Raw genomic sequence first — 17,814 nt, 5'->3', positions numbered from 1 at the left:
CATGTTGCATGTAGAAATCACTAAACAGCTCGCACACTATGAGATGAATATTCATTTTCAAATGTGTTCAGAGATTCTTGTATTAGTTGGTCGATCAGGCTCTGGTAAGACCACTATCCTGAACAGCATTGCGGGGCTTACACATCCAGATTCCGGCATGATTCTTTCAAAAGAACAAACCTTTTATGAAACCGGCGAAAAACCATTGCCCGCTCGTGATCGTCAAATCGGTTATTTATTCCAAGATTATGCGTTATTTCCGCATAAGACAGTGGAGAAGAATATTTGGTTTGGTGTTAAAAAGAATCGGCGAAAAGAGAGTACCGAAACCATTCGTGAGTTACTTCACGTACTGGGCATTGAACATTTATTGCAGAAGTATCCGCACCAAATCTCGGGTGGTGAAAAGCAACGCGTTGGCTTAGCGAGAGCGTTAGCTACACAACCTTCCGTACTATTGCTCGATGAACCATTATCCGCTCTCGATAGAGAAACACGTATACAGTGTCAGGATGAGCTATTACGCCTGCACGACCGTTGGAAAATCCCTTTTATTGTCGTTACGCATGATTTAGATGAAGCAGAACGTCTTGGAGACCGGATTATTTATTTAAATGAAGGACAAATTGAAGATGAAAAGTGGAAAAAACAATTGATTTCCACCTATTAACACACAGAAAGCTCCGATTTCATATCTGAGCTTTTTTATGTTTTGTGTAATCTTCGGAGAACCGCTATAATGCTTAGTAACTGATATGTATCGAAATGGATTCACTACCAGATAGGAGCTAAAATCATGGGCAAGCAACTAAATGATCGGAAAGCGCAGCATATCCAGATTGTACTGGATGAACACGTGACGGGAAACTCGATCACAACAGGCGTGGAACAATATGAATTTTTACATAATGCTTTACCTGAATTATCATTTGAAGAAATCAATACGGATCAAGACTTTCTAGGCAAAACATGCAAAACTCCTTTTTTGGTCAGTTCAATGACTGGTGGAGCAGATTTTGCGGAAATGATCAACCGCAATCTGGCACTTGCTGCAGAGCAACGCGGCTGGGCACTTGCGCTAGGTTCTACGCGCGCTTTAATTGAAAGTAAAGCATTCCGGCCTTCATTTGCATTACGAAAGTACGCCCCAACTACACCAATTATCGCCAACTTAGGTGCCGTACAGCTGAATTATGGATTTTCTGCTGATGAATGCCGTCAAATTATCGACTACACCGATGCAGATGCGTTAGTACTGCATATCAATGTCTTACAAGAAGTCATTCAACCAGAAGGAAATACGAATTTTAGTGGATTACTTTCTAAAATCGAGAAATTATGCAATGAATTAACGATTCCTGTAGGCATTAAAGAAGTTGGATGGGGAATAGATGGGGAAACCGCGAAGAAGCTCCTAGATATTGGCGTGTCATTCATTGATGTAGCGGGTGCAGGCGGAACATCTTGGAGCCAAGTGGAAAAATACCGTACGACACCGATCAAACAACAAGCAGCGGCAGCGTTTAGCGAATGGGGAATTCCGACAACGAAATCACTTGAGCTAGTTAGACTTCATATGAACGGAAAATTACTCGTTGCAAGCGGCGGACTTCATACGGGTGTCGATGCAGCAAAATGTATTGCACTCGGCGCAGATTTTGTCGGTTTTGGACGTGCAATTCTAGAAGAAGCCACTATATCTGCTGAAAGCGTTTTCCAAACAATGGAAGTGCGTGAATTAGAATTAAGAATGGCGATGTTTGCGACAGGTTCAGCGAATATCCAAGCATTGCAACAAACCGATCGATTACAAAGAATAAACTCGTGAATCATCTGCGAGTTTATGATGACTTAGGAGGTATAAATAATGTGGAAATTAGTAAGTGGTAGAATCATTCAAACTACTGATGAAACACGGATTAAGTTTCGGACGAATATTAGTCAGGAGATTTTAGAGAAATTAGAGGAATTATCAGAGCGACATAATACACATAGCAATTATTTGCTGGAAAACGGTTTGTGGAACGTATTGGCTGCAGGAGTTATTGAATACGATAAGAATTTGCGTCCAGTAGATCGAATTCAGTATAAAACAACGTATGATAAAGAATTGCTTGAATCTGTGAAAGAGTTCGCTAAGGATCATAAGTTGTTCATAAACGATGTCATCGAGTACAGTGTAGGATATATCGACTTCAAAGATATAAAGACTAAAGAGCATAAGAATCGCTTAGAAAGCTAGGGCGAGAAGGATACGTGGAGATTGGAAACTATATAGATCGTAGAACGCCCCGAACATAATATAAATTATAGGAAGTTACGTCTCGCTTAGAAGTATACTTGCGATAGTGAGATATTTGCGCTTTTTTCAATGATTTATGCGCTAGGCCTATTATAATTACTTAACGTGTTTACTTCAAGGTTTTTTAATGTTTAGGTGTTGTTTAATGTTTAGGTGTTGTTTAATGTTTAGGTGTTGTTTAATGGTTGGCCAATGCTTTCTTAACTAAACTCTATAAAATCTTTAGTATTGCTTTGCGATTTATATTTCATTTTTTATCTGGATGATCGATCTCATTAGCTTAGCTTAATTTAACCAGTCATTTATAGGTTCACTTTAGCTCCGTGTTGAATTTGTTAATTGACGTATCGCTTTTAAAGACTATTGACACGTACTATCATGGCGATTATCCTATCGTCTTCTGTTTAACCGCCCTTTCCCTTGCAGTTGACTGATTAAACTTCTTATCTTCTGCTTGTTTTAGTACTTGATGGTCCTCTCCTTGATTACTTTACGTGGAATAGTCGATGTTCATTTGATAGCATGATGCGAGGAAAATTATGCAAAGAAGGATTATTTGGAACCATGTTCAATAAGATTACATATAGCATTTAGATTTTCCGATACATATAGACCGTTCTTAGTCTATCACTTTTACCGCTTGTATGTTCGTATTCGTTAATGGAATTGTATAAGTTGATCAGGAAATCTGTCTTGCATACACCTTGTCCGTGTGGCGCAGCAAACCTTTCACTCGTATCACGACATGTAAATACATCGCAACACAGATTTTCTTCATATTCTATCGATCCACATATGATCTGGTTGTTGCCCTTTCCACTTCCCCCCTTGATTACAACACGTGAGATATTTATTGCGTTCCTATTTATACGGCGCGAACAATAATAAACTAAACAAGGATTATTTGGAACCAGGTTTCTTATGATTTTAAAGTCCATTAGTTATTACTTTTGACGATAAAAAAGCAAAACTCGACAATTTACGAGCTTTGCTTAGTATACCCTAGTATGGCGTCTGTATGTTCGCTTTTTTTATTTTTTATAACATATATTTTTATCTTCATATTATGTTAAGTCGAAACTTAAATAGAATCGAGTTTAATTTAACCATTCCTTCATCTTTTTGTAGACAGTTTGCGATGGTAATGCCCCGCCTCGTTCGATATTACTTATATAGGATGTCGAAATTTTCAATTGATCTGATACTTGTTTGAGTGTCAAGCCACGTTTGATGCGGCATTCCTTAAAATCATTACCTATGCTTTTGCAGACTTTTTGTGGCTCTAAGGAGAAGTTGGTCGGCGTCTTGACCGATTTCTTTCTCTCAATCGGTTCATAATAGCTCACAATCTCGTCAGGCGGTGCGATGATGATCGTAGCATCTAACCAGACGCGTAGCCATCCTTTTTTCGACATGCTGTCTTCGTTCCATTGATTGTACTGCCAAAACGTAATGACGCCTTCTTCTTCTAGTAGATCTAGCGCTTTCTCTAGACGGTCGCGAATGCGTGACGGAGCCTGTGTATCAATTTGTATACCTATTTTTTCGAGCAATGTGCTGATTTTATGTGGCTGCAAGTAGCTTGCTTTGCGGGCTTGTGTACGCCAGCGCCAGCTAATATACCGAATGAGTTTTTTCTCCCATTTACGCTGGTATGGATTTAGTTCGATCGCTTGATTCGGCAGTAGTTTCACTTGTCTCGTGGAGCCTTGTAAGAAATGATTGAATACTTCTCCGAGCTTGATAAATAAACGTTCCGGTGTTATATCTTCAGTGACTTCGAATGAACTTCCGTCTTCATTCGTGAAAACAAACGCACGTCCTTGCATGTTCTTGTTAATCGGTTTGCCTTGTTCATAGACTACTACACTATCAAGTTGCATCCATAGTGCTTGCATAACGGAAAGCGCTTTCATTACTTGAGTACGTTGTTCTTTCTCGTAGCCTCCTCGTCGCCCCGTGCCGCCGAGTTTGGTTTTGAGTCCACGGATTGTTAATAAGTCATCAATCCGAATTTCTACTCGTTTGTCTGCCTGCGGTGATTGAGTCAAATACATATGACATAAGGAATCGAGTACGTCGACATCGACTTCTGATAAAGTGTGGGCATAGCCATGCAGTAGATTCATTTGGCTTGCAGTACGGTTGTCTTCATTCGGAAGCAATTGCAAAGAACCTTCTAATTTCGACCCATGAATAGTTGCGCGTGGCCATTGATCCGCTTCGCATACGAATTTCTGATTAGAAATTGCTTCTGTAATGAATTGATACACAGCATTACTCATGACAACAAGATTATTTGTTTTTACTGTGGCTTCAATCGGCTGATGCACCGAAAAATTCGGGCTAACCCCGAGTAATTCATTGATCTGCTCCATCGAGTTTTTTTCTGATTCAAACGCCATGAGTATTTCAGAAACCATTTTTTCAATATACGCGTTGACGTCAGTAGTAAATGTATTCAGGAAGCTGTCATTAGAAGCAAAACTATTGCTCATTTTTTCGAGGAATAATGTATTTAACTCTTCTTTATCAAGAGCGTTCAACGTATCATAGCCATGTTTTACGATTAACTCGTTGACGGTATAATTCTTTAAATACGTTCTGTACCACGTGCTGAATACATTCCAAGAATTTTCATCGTTAAGTCCGACGTGTGCACGTAGCATTTTATCGTATTTATCATGTAATTTATTGATAATGTCCCATTTGAGTGTCGGCTTATCCGCAAGTAACGGCGCCAGATGACTTTCATAAGTGCTGAAAAATTTAGCAATCATGAACTCTGTCGCTTTCGCGAGTAGTTCACGTCTGGCATCTACACGCATCTTGAAAAATAAATCAACATTGTCCTCGTAGTTTTGCTGACGGACGACGAATGTTTCGTTTTTTACTCTTGGAAAAATGCGGTTGGCATCTACTTTTTTTCGTACATTCTCAGAAGGAAAGTTTAATAAATAATTATAATCAAAAAAGTTGGGTTGGCGATCATGAATAATGATTACTTGGAATCGATCGATTTTATTAGCGATTGATTGATGGTGGATTAGTTCGTAGTTCGTGTCATTCAACAGTAAATCGTAATTGATCAAAAAATGTCCCCCCGATAAACCGTAATTTCCAAGTAGTATATCATGAGATTACAGAATTATCTATATGCTCTTACAAGAATAAAAGCAGCTGAGACAAAACAAGCCGTACAGTTCACGAGTTGAACTGTACGGCTTGTTACAATTTAAGATACGAGCGCGCCTTCTAGTTTTATTTCTTTAATAAGTAACGGAAGGACTTCAAATAGATCTCCGACGATTCCGTAATCCGCCATGTTGAAGATGTTCGCTTCTGCATCACTGTTGATGGCGACAATTACTTTGGAGTTCGACATCCCGGCCATATGCTGAATGGCACCTGAGATCCCTACCGCAATATAAAGGTCTGGCGTGACGACTTTACCTGTTTGACCGATTTGCAAGGAGTAATCACAGTAATCTGCGTCACACGCGCCACGAGAAGCCCCTACAGCGCCTCCAAGCAGTTCTGCTAGCTCATACAATGCATTGAAGCCTTCTGCGCTCTTAACGCCGCGTCCGCCTGCGATAACGATCTTCGCTTCGGATAGGTCGACGCCTTCCGTTTTCTTGCGGATCACTTCTTTGACAATCGTTCGCAAATCTTTGACATCCACTTCTTTTGCAGCGATATCGCCTGTACGGCTTGCATCGTGCTGTAATGCTGAAATATTATTCGGACGGATGGTGGCGAACAGTAGTGCGTCGTCATTCATCACTTTCTTCTCGAACGCCTTACCAGAGTAGATCGGTCTAGTGAAGACTACTTGATCGTCCTCTTTTTCAATCGCTACGGCATCTGAGATCAAACCGAGCTCTAAGCGACTGGCGATTTTAGGAGTGACATCTTTACCGATGGAAGTATGGCCCATGATGATACCCGATGGATTTTCTTCTCGCATCACTTCCATAATGACTTGACCGTAGCCTTCAGAAGTATAATTACTTAAGTTTGCGTGAGTTACTGTAATCGCACGATCGGCACCATACTGAATCATGTCGTGAGCCGGTTTTTGTAAATCACCGTCTCCCATGACCAATGCGATAATTTCCGCATCGACATCCAATTGTTTCGCGGCTGCGATCGTCTCATAACTTACTTTTCGTAGATCTCCTTGTTGCAATTCACCGATTACTAGTATTTTTTTACTCATGATAAAACTCCTTTCCGTCTATAGGCGTAGTTACATTACTTTCGCTTCATTCCTCAATAAATCGACCAATTCTTTCACTTGGACTTCTGTTTCGCCAGCTAGAATACGTCCAGCTTGTTTTGTAGGAGGTAAGAACACCGCAATAGTTGCTGTCTTAGCCGCCACGTCGTCTTCATCCAAATCTAGATCATCTAACTCTAATTGCTCAAGAGGCTTCTTTTTCGCTTTCATAATGCCTGGTAGTGATGTATATCTCGGCTCATTCAATCCTTGCTGGCATGTAACGAGAACAGGAAGTGATACTTCGATTCTTTCTAGATCGCCTTCCACGTCTTTTTCAATTGCCGCTACACCGTCAGCGATTTCTAGTTTGACAATTGTCGTGATGAACGGCATGTCCAAACGTTCAGCAAGACGCGGACCGACTTGGCCGCTTGCCTCGTCAATCGCTACGTTGCCTGCAAGGATCAAATCCACTTCTTTATCTTCAAAGAATTTCTCAAGGATTTTCGCTGTCGTGAACTGATCGCCTTCGTCAAGGTCGTCATCTGTATTGATGAGTACTGCGTGATCGGCTCCCATAGCGAGCGCCGTGCGTAGTTGCTTCTCCGAATCTTGATCACTGATCGTGACGACGGTTACCGTGCCACCATGCGCATCACGCTGCTGGATAGCTTCTTCGACGGCGTATTCATCGTAAGGATTAATAATGAATTCTGCACCGCTCTCATCAATTTTGCCGCCTGACACGGCAATGGCTTCTTCCGTGTCGAATGTTTTTTTCAGTAAGACATAAATATTCATAGTAAAGACTCCTCTCTGTACGCAACAGCAAATTTAGTTGATTTCTTCGGTTTTTAAAGGTTTCGGTATGATTTTCGTCCCGAGTAAGTCATCTTCATTCGTATGAATTCCAGGAATAGTTCGCGGAATCAACGGTAAGAACAACAAGGCGATGACGACGAAGCCCATGATGACCCAGGAAGTACTGACTACCGCTCCGACATTGTTACCACTTGCACTGAAGATCGAGAAAGCGACTAAAGCAAACGATGCGCCCATTCTCTGTGCCAGACTTTCAATGACTGTATTCGTAAATGTCACGACGTTCATCCGTTCAATTGACGCTTCCGAAACGATCAAGCCTTTCACTGCAGGTGTTTGGAAACCGACGCCAAGCCCGATCAGACTCATCGAAATGAACAAATAGATGAACGATGTCGTAAGCGTAACGAAATTCAACATGATAATCCCCGAAGCAAATACGAGAATTCCCGAGCCTATAATCGTTCGGGCGGAAAGTTTCTTCAAAATTCTTCCGCTGAAGTACGCTGCGACTGATGTACCGAGGAATACCGCCATCTGTAAAAATCCGACCGTCGTAGCCGCTTTACCTTGTACGTTCTGAACAAAGAATGTCAGTAAGTACATGATGCCTGTGTACCCTAGGAAAATGAATACAGCAATCGTCGTCGGAACCCAGAAATTACGGTTCACGGCATACTTCAAATCAAGCAATGGTGCTTTTTGTTTCTTCTCTACGAAGATCAAGATAATCAATGCCGAAATGAACACTAGCAATGATGGAATCCACATACCCGATTCGATACCGAAGCTGTTGATAAATGTCGGAATCGTCAGTAGACCTAATAATAAAACGATGACGAAAGCTAATCCGAGAACATCCAGCTTCTTTCTTGCTGGTACTTTGACATGTGGGACAAAAGCAAAGAGCGCAATTCCTACTCCGCCAAGAACCGCAGTGAACATAAAGCTCGCTTGCCAGTTGGCATTATCGACAATCATGCCGCTAATAATTGGTCCGAACACTGAACCGATCGTAATGAATGCCGCAAACGTTCCAATTGCTTTAGCCCGCTGTGTACCGACCATGAATTTTCCAGCATAGGCAATTCCCGATGGTGCAATCGCTGCTCCTGAGATGCCCTTAAAGAACAAGCCGAGAACAAGCACCCAAAATGAAAACGAGTATGCTACAAGCAATGAACCGATGACCATAAAGATCCCGCCGATTAAGATCACGATCTTTAATCCGAACGAATCGCCGATCCATCCGAGCAACGGCTGGAAACCTGTCAATCCGATAGCCAAACCAAGTTGCATCCACACGGCATAGCCTGGCGTTAGATTAAATTCCGCTATCATATGCGGATAAGCTGGAAGATGGGTCGCTAAACTTAACATAATAAAGAACGCTCCGAAACTGATGAACAAAAAACCTCTATTAATCGATTGATCCTTCAATGCCGCTTCACTCATATAGTGGCCTCCCTTTATCGATGTTGTACTAGTTTGTAAGCTTTATTTATTATGTCAAATCTAGCTGAGGTTAAAAAATCTGCGAAAGGAGGCATGCTTGCAGCAAAACCGAAGCTCTCCCGTCACAGATCTTATCGTTACTAGTGGATTAGCCTATATTGATGACACATGCTTTCTCCTGTGTATAATCAAGAATCGAGTCTGTACCGTAACCACTTTCCTTTACACCACTAAACGGCAGATCCGCTCCCACTCTAGCGTACGTATTGACCCATACATTGCCCGCTTGAAGCTGATCAATCATCCGGTGAGCCAGACCCAAATTCTGCGTCCACACTCCAGCCGCTAAGCCGAAGTTCGTATCGTTCGCAATTTGAATCGCTTCTTCTTCCGTATCGAACGGAATCGCAACCGCCACTGGACCAAAAATTTCTTCACGAGCTAGTCTTGTGCTGTTATCCGCTACCTTTACGAGCGTTGGCTGTACCCAGTAGCCGTCCGCAAATTCCGGTTGACCTGGTAGAACCGCTTCCCCGCCATACTGTCCACCGAAGACAACCTCGTAGTCGTCTTTTGACGCTTCGTCGATATAGCCACAAACCGACTTGAATTGCGCTTCATTGGCGATTGGCCCCATTGTATTCGTCGTATCGAGCGTATTACCGTGTTTAACGAATTCCTTGTCCGTCATCAACTCTTTCAAGCGTCCGACCACTTCATCGTAAATGGAACGCTGGATTAACATGCGTGACCCACCTACACAGATTTGACCGGAGTTTGGTGTGAAGATTCCGTTGATCAAGCCGTGTACCGCTTGGTCGATATTGGCGTCTTCAAAGACGATATTCGGTGACTTACCGCCGAGCTCAAAAATCAATGACTTCGGTGAATGGGCAGTAGCCTTCGTAATTCGTTCAGCCGTTGCCTTAGAGCCCGTCAAACTCACTTTATTCACTTCCTTGTGACTGACAAGATAATCCCCAATTTCGCGACCTGCTCCTGAAATGACATTGAGTACGCCAGGAGGTAGTATTTGTGCAATTAATTCACCGTACCGTAAAGATCCAACCGCTCCACTTTCCGCTGGCTTGATCACGACGGTGTTTCCTGCTGCGAGTGCATAGGCTGCTTTGATCGTGAACGTAAACAGCGGTGCGTTCCAAGGTAAGATTCCAACGACTACTCCGTATGGCTTACGCTTCGTGAAGCCGAAGTCTCCGGTACCCATCTGTACGGTACGTCCTTGTGCGCCTACTAATGTCGCTGCCCCTGCTGCGTCGTACCAAACTTGCTTCAACACTTCCGCGAGATAGCCGTATTCATCGAGTACCCAGCCATTGTTGCGTGTTTCGAGCTCCAGTAACTCTGTAGCATTGTCAGAAATCATGTCTCCGATCTTGCGCATATAATCTCCGCGTGTACGTGCCGGTAGATTCGACCAGTCCTCAAACGCTCCACGTGCCGCTTGAATGACAAGTTCCGCATCTTCTTTCTTACTGGACGGAATCTTCGCCCACACTTCACCTGTAGACGGATCAATACTGTTCGATACTGCCCCGTCCTTTGCCTGTACGGACTTGCCATTGATGATATTACCGTATGTCGTCAATTTGGATTTCTCGGATACATTCGTCATATGTTTTCCTCCTTCAAATTACCAGCCTAGTGACGCGACTACTTTTTCTTGATAGAAAGGGGTGGAGCCTAAATACTGATCATAATAGCGGGCGCGCTTAACATATAAATGGCAATCGATTTCTTCTGTGAATCCGATGCCGCCATGGACTTGGATATTATGTGCCGACACTTCGATGAATTTCTCCGTCGCATATGTACGGGCGCTATATACTGCTGCTTCACGGTCAAATTCTTCTGTATCGACTACCCAGTTGGCATAATGGCTCAGTGAACGAGCGATTTCGAGATTCACTTTCATATTTACAATACTGTGCTTGATCGCTTGGAAACGTCCGATCGCTTGACCGAACTGCTCCCGGATCTTCGCATATTCCGTCGCCATATGGACGACTTGTTCCATTGCGCCGACAATGTATGAACTAAGTGCAGCGTTAAAGTACAATAGACCTTCTTGAAGCTGCGTCCAACCTTTATTTACTTCGCCTATGATTTGCTCTTGAGTGATGACTAGATTTCCGAATTCCATTTTCGCTACATGTTTGGATTCGTCAAACGATGATTGTTTCTCGATGTTCAGTGCATCCGTCTTATCGATCAACACAAGCGTAAGTCCGTCTTCTAGATCTTCTTGGTTTGTGCGAACGAGCACGAGGAATGCGTCCGCAAGTTCTGCTTCCGGCACAAGCGTCTTTATGCCGTTTAGTACGTACTGTCCATCTTTCTGCTCCAATGTACAGTGGATCCCTGCCGGGGAGAAGTCGTTGAATGGTTCTAGTGCTGCGAATGAAATCCATTTTTCTCCTGAGGCGATCGCCGGCAAATACTGTTGTTTTTGCTCTTCTGTCGCATATTTCTTGAGAATCGGCACTGCCAACGCAGAAGTTTCCATGAATAAGCCGGGTACTAATGAACGGCCCATCTCTTCAAACGTTGGAACGAGATCGAGTGCCTCGAGGTCCATGCCGTCATACTCTTCTGGAATGTTGATGCCGCTGCATCCGAGTTCAGCTAGCGTCTTGTACACTTTCTCCAAATTTTGCGGATTTTGATCGATCATTTCTCGAGCTACTTGTGTGCCGCCAAATTTATCTAGCATTTTGCGAATATGTCCACGAAACATTTCTTGCTCTTCTGTTAATGAAAAGTCCATAGTTCATCCCTCCACATCTATTAACGTCCCATGTCTTTTGGTAATCCGAGTACCCGCTCGCCAATCGTATTGCGTTGCACTTCACTCGTACCGCCACCAATTGTCTGTCCGAATGAAGCGAGGAATAAATGCTGCCACTTCGGATCCGCTACAGCATCCTTATCCAATAACACACCTTGGTGTCCTTGAATTTCCACTGCAAATGCAGAAAGTGCTTGATGTAGCTCCGTAACGACCAATTTATCGATAGACGTTTCTGCACCTGGTTGACCGTTCTTGATCGTCGTTGTTAAGTTTTTATAGTAATTGAGTAGCGATCCACGCACGCGGGCATAGAAATTCGCCAATTTCTGTCTAACTGCTGGATTTTCGATTAATGGACGGCCATTTACTTTATACTGCTGTGCCAGTTCCACCGTATCGTTGAATTGTTTTTCGAGTGTAAATAGTTCTGCGCCGATCCCTGTACGTTCATGGAGCATTAAGGCAATCAATACATGCCAGCCTGAGTCCACTTGTCCAACGATATCTGCATCTGTCGCTACAGCATCTGTCATATACACTTCGTTAAATTCTGACTCTCCATCCATCTGAACAATCGGAAGCGTTTCGACGCCTGGCTGGTGCATATCCATCATGAATACGGTAATACCGCGGTGTTTCTTCTCTGGATGCGTACTCGTTCTCGTCAGCAAGAAGCATTTATCCGCCACGTGACCAAAACTTGTCCAGACTTTCTGACCATTAATGAGCCAACGATCACCGTCTTTTACGGCACGTGTTTTAAGTCCCGTTAAATCCGACCCTGCGCCCGGCTCTGAATAGCCCTGACACCAAATTTCTTCCCCTGTTAAGATGTTCTTCAAATATCTTTCTTTTTGTTCATCAGTGCCGATGTCGATCAACGTAGGACCTACCATGTGGATCCCGATATAGTTAATGAGTGGCGGTGCTTTCACGCGCACCATCTCTTGATGATAGATGATCTCTTCCATCAAGCTGGCGTTGCGTCCACCGTATTCTTTAGGCCACGCGATCGCTGCCCATCCACCTTCGTACAATGTATTTTGCCATGCGCGTAATACGCGGGAGTATTCATCGAGATCTTCCGGTAAGTCTCGCTTGCCTTCTAGCCAGCCTTCAGGAAGGTTGGCCTCGAGCCACGTTCGTAATTCAGCTCTAAATTTTTCTTCTTTTTTCGTGAAAGAGAAATCCATACTCGCTCATCCTTTCTATGTCGTCTATCGATCAGTTCGTGCTTGGAATCCACTGTGGCAATGCACGGTCTTCCGTAATATCAATCCATGTCATGCGGATTGGCATGCCGATCTCCAAGTCCTTTTCCTCACACTGTAAAATGTTGCACATAATTTTCACTTCCGGTACTTGATCGAGCTGTCCGAGTGCGATGATGGTCGGCAATTCATCTTGGAAGCCCGGCAGGAATGGACGGTAGGACACGACGTATGAATAGACTGTCGCTGTTATATCGTCACCTAACTGTTCAAAGCGGACATTTTCACTTCCGCACTTTGCGCACGTAGGGCCTGGTGGTTGTGAATAAGCATTACAGTCCTCACATTTTTGCAGTGCCAATTGATGGTTGTCTGCTGCATCCCAGTACGGGGCATTATCTATATCTTTCAATGGAATGGGTTTTTGGTATGCTGTCGTTGCTTGTGTCATAGTGATTCCTCCTAGTTTCGTAAGATCATAGCGCCTGCAATATCCGGTCCAGCCCAACCGGTACAAATACCGATCTTGCAATCTTCTACTTGGCGGTCGGTTCCTTCATAGTCGTGGCGCAGCTGTCTAACGATTTCAATCGCATTATTCATTCCGTGCGTATAGCCTTCGGATAACATGCCACCCGCTGTGTTAGTTGGCAATTTTCCGCCAATCTTCAAATTACCTTCTGCAACGAAATCTCCTACTTCTCCGCGTTTCGCGAATCCATAGGCTTCAAGCTGGCGCATTACGACCCAGCTGAAACAGTCATAGATCGACGCCACGTCGATATCGTCTGGAGTTACACCCGCATTTTCATAAAGTTCTTTCGCTACATAATCCGAAGCGACTTGGTCGATGTCATTCCAGTAGTGTACGTGCGGATGACATTGGCGTGCGGACATTCCCATAATATAGACGGGTTTTGACGTGCAGTCTTTCGCTTTTTCTGCAGACGTCACGATGATCGCATTGCCTTCATCTAGCTCGAGGCACGAATCATGGATATTAAATGGCGAACTAATATCCGGTGTAGCAAGATATGTTTCCATCGTTAACGGCTTACCGTGTAAGAAAGCTTTTGGATTACGCTGTGCATGCTCATAGAAACTCAAGCACACATGTCCGAGATGCTCTTTCGTAATACCCGTTTCATGCATGTGACGCGTCGCATACATACCGAACCATTGTGACGGACTCGCTGAACCATACGGAATGACGAAGCTCCCGCCAGCCAGTGCACCTTGAAGCATATCTGGGTCATAGCCGCGTCCTACACGTGTTCCTGAGCTTCCGTTTAATGAACGATAGATCAATACGGTATTGAGCTGCCCCGCTTCAATGAGCGCCACGGCATCCGCAATCAGCATCTCAGTACTCGCTCCGCCACCTTGGATATCTTTGACGTATTTCGGTCGTACACCGAGATACGTTGCCAGTTGATGGGAAGTACAAGAATCTCCTTCGTTATAGTTCATGAATCCGTCGATGTCCGTCGCTTTCAAACCTGCATCTTTTATCGCGACTCTTGCAGCATCGAGTGCTAAATGAAGAGGCGTTGTTCCCGATTTTCTTGAGCGTTCGCTCTCTCCTACGCCTACAATGGCGTAGCGGTCTTTAATAGTTCCCATAGTCATATTCCTCCTATTTCACGATAGCTTTTACGTTAATTGCAAGATGGCGCTCCCTGATCCGACGACTTCTCCGGATACTTTCTCGGCAGTCAGTTCAAGCGCGATACATCGCTTGCCCTCTTCTTCGTATGTTCGTTCCACTACACCCAAGCAACGAATTTCGTCACCTGGTACTGTCATTTTGCCGAAACGCATTTTTAAATTTGCGACGCGTGCTTCCTGGCCGGCAATTTTCATGACGTACTCACCAAGGAAACCCATTACGAGCATACCGTGTGCAATGACACCGTCCATGCCGATTTTTTTTGCGAAGTCATCGTCGAGGTGCAACGGGTTAAAATCTCCGGATGCACCTGCATATTGGGCGAGCTGTACTTTCGTAATCGGTGGCTTCACCATCGGTTCAAGTTTCTGATCTACAGTTAGTTCTTCCAACACCCAATCTTTGATCATATGAGGTCCCTCCATTAGTTCGCTAGTGCGCGATAGACGATATTCATGCGGCTAATACAAACCAGTTCGCCCGTTTCATCTTTCATTTCCGTATCGAGCTTCAAAAACTGCATCTTTCCGCTTTTGCCTTCTTTGTCATACAGATCGCTTACTTTGATCTGGCAACGCAGTCGGTCTCCAATGCGGATTGGCTTGTAGTACAGGAATTCCTGCTCGCCGTGCAACATTCTGCGCTGGTCGAGATCGAGTGGCATTTCCGTCTCGCCGTCATTCATCGCGATCGGGAATGTCGGCGGTACGATCAGTCCTGCGTAAGCCGATTGCTTGGCGTACTCTTCGTCTGTATAAAGTGGATGATCGTCGCCAATCGCCGCAGCGAATTGACCGACATGTCGTCGTTCTACTTCAAAGACGTATTCATTACTCGTTAAGCCAATGACATTTTGATCTAAGTCCATTTTCCATCCTCCTCATGAGTTACTTTGTAATAATCAATGCATCTGCCGCTACAATGCCGTTTTCGTACACGATGAGCGGATTGATATCGATTTCCTGTATTTCATTCGGATAGTCTTGAATCAATTCGGACACTTTCAGCAACACGTCGATGATTGCTTCTCGGTCGACGGGCTTTTTATTTCGTACACCTTTTAATAGTTCATAGCCTTTGAGACTTTCCATTTTGTCGATCGCATCTTGTCTCGTGATCGGTGCGACGCGGAATGATACATCTTTGAACACTTCAACGAATACACCACCGAGACCGAACATGATAACCGGACCGAATGTCGGATCATTCGTAACGCCTACAATGACCTCCACGCCTTCAGCTAACATTTCTTGTATGGACACACCGTGAATAGTGGCGGTTGGACAGTTTCGTGTAGCATTTTGATACACTTCGTCATACGCTTTTCTGACTTCTTCCGCGTTTTGTACGTTCAAGCGAATACCGTCTACTTCCGTCTTATGCGGAATGTCAGGTGAATCGATTTTCAACACGACAGGATAGCCGATATTGTCCGCAAACCGTACCGCTTCTTCAGCAGATTGTGCGATTGCGCGTTTTGCTGTCCGAATTCCGTATTCGTTCAAGATTTCGCTTGACTGCGACTCACTTAACGTCTGGTTTTCTAGTAATAAGTGGCGGATATTCTTTTTATTGATTTTCTTAGGTTCCGCTTGCATTCGCTGTTCTTTAGCTTTCTCGTAGGTTTCTCTATATTCAACGAGCTTGGCAAGTGAGCGGATCGGGTTCATATCACCTCTAACGAACGCGATACCGTGATCTTCTAAATAACCGACACCTTTAGGAACGGACATGCCTTCAAGTGGGAATGTCGTCACTAGAACGAACTTATCGGAGTTCTCGCAAAGCTGCACAAATTCTTGTAACTCGGGCGTGTTTTCATCCCAGCCCATTGGGAATTCGGAGAAGATGATGATGTCTGTGTCCGGATCGTTGACGAGCACTTTCAATGGTTCAATAAATAGCTCGGGATGAGTAATCGATGCCGCTGCAGTCAGATCAATCGGGTTGGAAGCGCTTGCATAACTAGGAATGTTTTTCTCGATTTCTTTTTTCACTTGATCGCTTAGCGGATGAATGTTCAACCCGTATGATTCACAGCGATCGGCTTCGTTGATTCCTCTTCCGCCGGAGCTCGTAATGATGACCGCATTTCTTCCTTTCGGTGTCTTCTTCGACATGAATAGCTTAGAGAAAGAAATAATGTCTACGTAATCTTCCACTCGAACAATACCGGTTTGTTTGAAGAATCCGTCATATACTTGATCAGCGCCCGCTAGTGAACCTGTGTGAGACGCTGCGGCTCGACTGCCTGCACTGCTTCGTCCTGATTTCATGATGACCATTGGTTTGTTGATCTCGAGTGCGAATTTCGCTAGCTTGCGTAACTTCTCAGGATTTTTCTCTCCTTCGAGATAGCCGGTTGCGATTGTCGTGTTCGGGTCATGCAGCATGTATTCCATGACGTCCGCAAAGCCTACGTCAGCTTCATTACCAACACTGACAAAATAGTTGAATGTTAAACCTTGCTGGGCAGCGGCGATATACGTCAACACGCCGAACGCTCCACTTTGTGTGACGAAGCCTGCTTCACGCTTTTTATTCAACGGCATATTCGTCAATCCTGGCGAGAAAGTTCCCATCAACCCATTCGTTGTATTGAGTAAGCCGACACAGTTCGGTCCGATAATGCGGATATTGTACTTGTCGGAAATGTCTTTTAGACGTTGTTGAGCTACTAGACCCGCTTCCCCAATTTCGGAATAGCCTGAAGCGAAGACGATTGCCGCTTTGACACCGCTTTCACCGCACTCGATCAAACATTTTTCCACTTGGTCGATCCCCACACAGAGAATAGCTAAATCTACTGTATTCGGTACATCCTTAACACTTGGGTAACACATCAAATCTGCAATTTGCTGCGCACTGCGATGGATCGGGTAAATATCTCCTGCAAACCCTCCGTCAAGTAGCGCCTTTAGCTGCAAGTATCCAATTTTATTTGGATTCTCGGAAGTTCCTAAAACCGCAATCGTACGTGGATGGAATAATGGATCCAATTCTAAGTTCGATACAACCTCTTCATTTATCAATTTCATATACTCTTCACCTCTCCACTCTCATATCTGCTAGTTGTTTGTCTAACTTGTATCAAATCATAGCAAAGCCTGTCTTTTACTATTTTTACTTTTTTGAGATTAAGTAATTAATGTTATTAGCACTGGATAAGTTTGAAGACGTCCTGATGAAGCATTGGGAATACAGTGTTTTTCATTCTCATTATTTTCTGACTAGAATAGATACACCCGACTTCTATGCGAGATCACCACGACATGGAAGAAAGATCACCGCTTTTTTCCTGTATGGAACGCAAAAAAG

Annotated in this window: 15 protein-coding genes; 3 read left to right on the top strand and 12 right to left on the bottom strand. The window is 44.0% G+C overall.

Features of this window, described 5'->3' with window-relative positions:
• Position 1: 1 nt before the first annotated feature.
• The 3 genes from CSV76_RS08145 to CSV76_RS08135 all read left to right on the top strand — a co-directional run bounded on the left by CSV76_RS08145 (position 2) and on the right by CSV76_RS08135 (position 2,242).
• Positions 2 to 670, top strand: a complete 669-nt coding sequence (locus tag CSV76_RS08145) for an ABC transporter ATP-binding protein (RefSeq protein WP_099625229.1) — start codon at positions 2 to 4, stop codon at positions 668 to 670.
• Between the two features lie 126 nt (positions 671 to 796).
• The gene (gene fni / locus CSV76_RS08140; protein WP_099625228.1) at positions 797 to 1,828 is read left to right on the top strand and encodes a type 2 isopentenyl-diphosphate Delta-isomerase; all 1,032 of its coding nucleotides are present in this window, start codon (positions 797 to 799) and stop codon (positions 1,826 to 1,828) included.
• 39 nt (positions 1,829 to 1,867) lie between these two features.
• The gene (locus CSV76_RS08135; RefSeq protein ID WP_099625227.1) at positions 1,868 to 2,242 is read left to right on the top strand and encodes an rRNA methyltransferase; all 375 of its coding nucleotides are present in this window, start codon (positions 1,868 to 1,870) and stop codon (positions 2,240 to 2,242) included.
• Between the two features lie 1,157 nt (positions 2,243 to 3,399).
• Here CSV76_RS08135 and CSV76_RS08130 read toward each other — a convergent pair.
• The 12 genes from CSV76_RS08130 to CSV76_RS08075 all read right to left on the bottom strand — a co-directional run bounded on the left by CSV76_RS08130 (position 3,400) and on the right by CSV76_RS08075 (position 17,534).
• The gene (locus tag CSV76_RS08130; RefSeq protein WP_099625226.1) at positions 3,400 to 5,394 is read right to left on the bottom strand and encodes a helix-turn-helix domain-containing protein; all 1,995 of its coding nucleotides are present in this window, start codon (positions 5,392 to 5,394) and stop codon (positions 3,400 to 3,402) included.
• A 143-nt stretch (positions 5,395 to 5,537) separates the two neighbouring features.
• Complete coding sequence (locus CSV76_RS08125) at positions 5,538 to 6,524, bottom strand: electron transfer flavoprotein subunit alpha/FixB family protein (RefSeq protein WP_099625225.1); 987 nt, start codon at positions 6,522 to 6,524, stop codon at positions 5,538 to 5,540.
• Positions 6,525 to 6,554: 30 nt separating this feature from the next.
• Positions 6,555 to 7,328 carry an electron transfer flavoprotein subunit beta/FixA family protein gene (locus CSV76_RS08120; RefSeq protein WP_099625224.1) on the bottom strand — a complete coding sequence of 258 codons (774 nt, stop codon included), beginning with the start codon at positions 7,326 to 7,328 and terminating at the stop codon, positions 6,555 to 6,557.
• Between the two features lie 33 nt (positions 7,329 to 7,361).
• Positions 7,362 to 8,804 carry an MFS transporter gene (locus CSV76_RS08115; RefSeq protein WP_099625223.1) on the bottom strand — a complete coding sequence of 481 codons (1,443 nt, stop codon included), beginning with the start codon at positions 8,802 to 8,804 and terminating at the stop codon, positions 7,362 to 7,364.
• A 148-nt stretch (positions 8,805 to 8,952) separates the two neighbouring features.
• A complete protein-coding gene (locus tag CSV76_RS08110) occupies positions 8,953 to 10,440 on the bottom strand; it encodes an aldehyde dehydrogenase family protein (protein ID WP_099625222.1) in 1,488 nt (495 codons plus the stop codon).
• A gap of 18 nt (positions 10,441 to 10,458) precedes the next feature.
• Positions 10,459 to 11,592, bottom strand: a complete 1,134-nt coding sequence (locus CSV76_RS08105; RefSeq protein WP_085426201.1) for an acyl-CoA dehydrogenase family protein — start codon at positions 11,590 to 11,592, stop codon at positions 10,459 to 10,461.
• 20 nt (positions 11,593 to 11,612) lie between these two features.
• Positions 11,613 to 12,809, bottom strand: a complete 1,197-nt coding sequence (locus CSV76_RS08100) for an acyl-CoA dehydrogenase family protein (protein ID WP_085426200.1) — start codon at positions 12,807 to 12,809, stop codon at positions 11,613 to 11,615.
• A gap of 31 nt (positions 12,810 to 12,840) precedes the next feature.
• Positions 12,841 to 13,278 (bottom strand): Zn-ribbon domain-containing OB-fold protein, encoded by a 438-nt coding sequence (locus CSV76_RS08095; protein WP_085426199.1) that lies wholly within the window; start codon positions 13,276 to 13,278, stop codon positions 12,841 to 12,843.
• Positions 13,279 to 13,289: 11 nt separating this feature from the next.
• Positions 13,290 to 14,450: a thiolase C-terminal domain-containing protein gene (locus CSV76_RS08090; protein WP_085426198.1), complete on the bottom strand. Its 1,161-nt coding sequence runs from the start codon at positions 14,448 to 14,450 to the stop codon at positions 13,290 to 13,292.
• A 30-nt stretch (positions 14,451 to 14,480) separates the two neighbouring features.
• On the bottom strand, positions 14,481 to 14,906 hold the full coding sequence (locus CSV76_RS08085) for a MaoC/PaaZ C-terminal domain-containing protein (protein ID WP_099625221.1): 426 nt from the start codon (positions 14,904 to 14,906) through the stop codon (positions 14,481 to 14,483).
• Between the two features lie 14 nt (positions 14,907 to 14,920).
• The gene (locus tag CSV76_RS08080; protein ID WP_099625220.1) at positions 14,921 to 15,364 is read right to left on the bottom strand and encodes a MaoC family dehydratase N-terminal domain-containing protein; all 444 of its coding nucleotides are present in this window, start codon (positions 15,362 to 15,364) and stop codon (positions 14,921 to 14,923) included.
• A gap of 19 nt (positions 15,365 to 15,383) precedes the next feature.
• Positions 15,384 to 17,534, bottom strand: coding sequence for an acetate--CoA ligase family protein (locus CSV76_RS08075; RefSeq protein ID WP_099625219.1), 2,151 nt, complete (start codon positions 17,532 to 17,534; stop codon positions 15,384 to 15,386).
• Between the last annotated feature and the right edge of the window lie 280 nt (positions 17,535 to 17,814).

This window comes from Sporosarcina sp. P17b, assembly GCF_002743115.1.
GTDB classification, from domain to species: Bacteria; Bacillota; Bacilli; order Bacillales_A; family Planococcaceae; genus Sporosarcina; species Sporosarcina ureae_C.
The sequence above is the reverse complement of the archived record's forward strand: the minus strand, read 5'-3'. Positions and strand labels throughout refer to the sequence as shown.